The sequence below is a fragment of the Pseudomonas sp. No.117 genome (assembly GCF_054558395.1).
Genome location: NZ_BAAJNP010000014.1, coordinates 1 through 2,227, shown reverse-complemented (window position 1 = coordinate 2,227; position 2,227 = coordinate 1). Strand labels below are relative to the sequence as shown.

Annotated in this window: 2 protein-coding genes; both read right to left on the bottom strand. The window is 66.3% G+C overall.

The features are described 5' to 3' along the window. On the bottom strand, positions 1-271 hold a 271-nt coding region (locus ACYJP6_RS24130; protein WP_459478553.1), incomplete at its 3' end, for a condensation domain-containing protein. Between the two features lie 12 nt (positions 272-283). Further along, positions 284-2,227 (bottom strand): amino acid adenylation domain-containing protein (locus ACYJP6_RS24125; protein ID WP_459478551.1); only part of this gene is annotated, 1,944 nt, incomplete at its 5' end.

Below are 2,227 nucleotides of genomic sequence, written 5' to 3'. Positions count from 1 at the left end.
AGGCGACGAAGCTGCGCTGCAACGCGGCCTTGTCCAACGTACCCTGCAGGCGCAGCACCGCCGGGATGTGGTAAGCCGCGCTCTGCGGTTCGAGCTGCCAGAGGAACCACTGCCGTTGCTGGGCGTAGGAAAGCAGCAGGGCATCCTCAGGGAGGCGTGGCAGGATGGGGGTCACCTCGTAGAGATTCACCCCCTGCTGCTTGAGCAGCGCCGCCAGGGCCCTGCGTTCTTTCTGGGTCAGCGATCGGACGGAATTCAGCAGCTCTTGCACCCGGTTCTCTCCTCAAGACGTCAGCGCGTCGATTTCCTCCGTAGTAAGACGTTTGAGCGCCACCAAGGATTTAGCCAACTTGTCCTGTACCTCGGCGCCCTTGCCACTGCGGCCGTCCAGTTGACGCGCCAACTCACCCAGGGTCGGGAATTCGAACAGATCCCGGAGCGCCACCTCGACGTCCAGTCGTTCACGAAGCCGTGTCAGGATCTGGGTCGCCAGCAAGGAGTGTCCACCCAGCGCGAAGAAGTCATCGCCCAGGCCTACTCGCTCGAGCTGCAGTACCTCGGACCACACCGCCGCCAAGGTTCGCTCGAGCGCCGTGCCGGGCGCCTGGAACGCCTGGCGTCCACGCTCTAGATCCGGTGGCGGCAAGGCGCGACGATCCAGCTTGCCATTGGGTGTCAAGGGCAAGGTTTCCAGCACCACCCAGGCCGCAGGCACCATGAATTCCGGCAGCGCCGTTCTGAGCGCCGCTTTCAGGGTGTCGCCCAGGGTATCCGGCGCCGGCCGCTCGGGATCACTGGGTACCACGTAACCCACCAGTTGCAGCCCGCTGGCACCTTCCCGGGCGACCACCACGGCTTGCCGCACCACGGCCTGCTGCAGCAAGCGGGCTTCGATCTCGCCCAACTCGATCCGATAGCCCCGCAGCTTCACCTGCTGATCGATCCGCCCCAGGTAATCCACCTGCCCTTCGCCATCGATTCGGGCGAGATCACCACTGCGATACAACCGCTCGCCATGGCTCTCGGGATCGGGAACGAAGCGCTCCGCGGTGAGACCTGGCCGTCGCAGGTAACCCCGGGCCAGCCCGGCACCGGCTATCGCCAATTCGCCACGCCCCCCCCAGGGAGTCCGACCACCGGAAGGGTCGAGTAGGCGGATACGCAGTCCATCGATGGGCTTACCTAGAGCGATGGTGGGACCGGTAGCCGCAGCGGGCACCGAGTGGCAGCAGGTATCGATGGTGGCTTCCGTAGGCCCATACAGGTTGAGCAATTCTCCGCCCCACTTGTCTCGAAGCACCCGCACCAGCCCGGCAGCCAGGGCCTCTCCACCGCAGCAGAGCAGGCGCAGACCGCGCAATTGCTCGGTACTCGCCAACGGCAACAGCGCCTGGAGCAACGAGGGGGGTAGCTGCAACACCGAGATGCGCTCCCGCTCGACCAGCGGCCACAGGGCACTGAGGTCACGCCCCAGCTCCACCGGGGCGAGGTGCAACTGGGCACCGGCCAGCAAGGGCAGCCAGAACTCCCAGACGGCGGCATCGAAACTCACTGACGTCCGTTGCAGCACTCGCTCGGAAGGCTGCACGTCGAAGCGCTTGAGCATCCAGAGCATGTGATTGACCAGCGCTTGGTGCGAGATGCCGACCCCCTTGGGCCGGCCGGTGGAACCGGAGGTGTAGATGATGTAGGCCAGGTTCTGCGGCTGGACGGCGTCGCTGGCGTCGCACTCGTCGAGGAGCCCCTGGTGCGACGATTCGGCCAGTTCGTCGACGCTCAATACCGGTGTTCGGACTCCAGCAGGTAGGCGCGCCCGCAGCTCGGCCTGGATCAGCAGCAGCGCGCTGCGGCTGTCGTCGATCAGATAGGCCAGGCGCTCGCGCGGATAGTCCGGGTCCAGCGGAACATAGGCACCGCCTGCCTTGAGCACGGCCAGTAGCGCGACGACCAGATCCGGGCTGCGCGTCATGAAAATACCCACCGGCACGTCCGGACCGACGCCGAGCTCGCGTAGGCGACGTGCCAGCCGATTGGCCTGCCGCTGCAGTTCGCCATAACTCAGCGTTCGCTCTCCGTAGCGCACCGCGGGAGCCTCCGGGCACTGGCATGCCTGGGCGTCCAGCAAGCGATGCAGGCACGCCGGGGCCGCCCCTGACGGGGAGCCTTCCAGGTGGCGCAGGTGCATCCGATCGGCCTCGTCGAGCAGGGGCAGTTCGCCGAGTCGGCA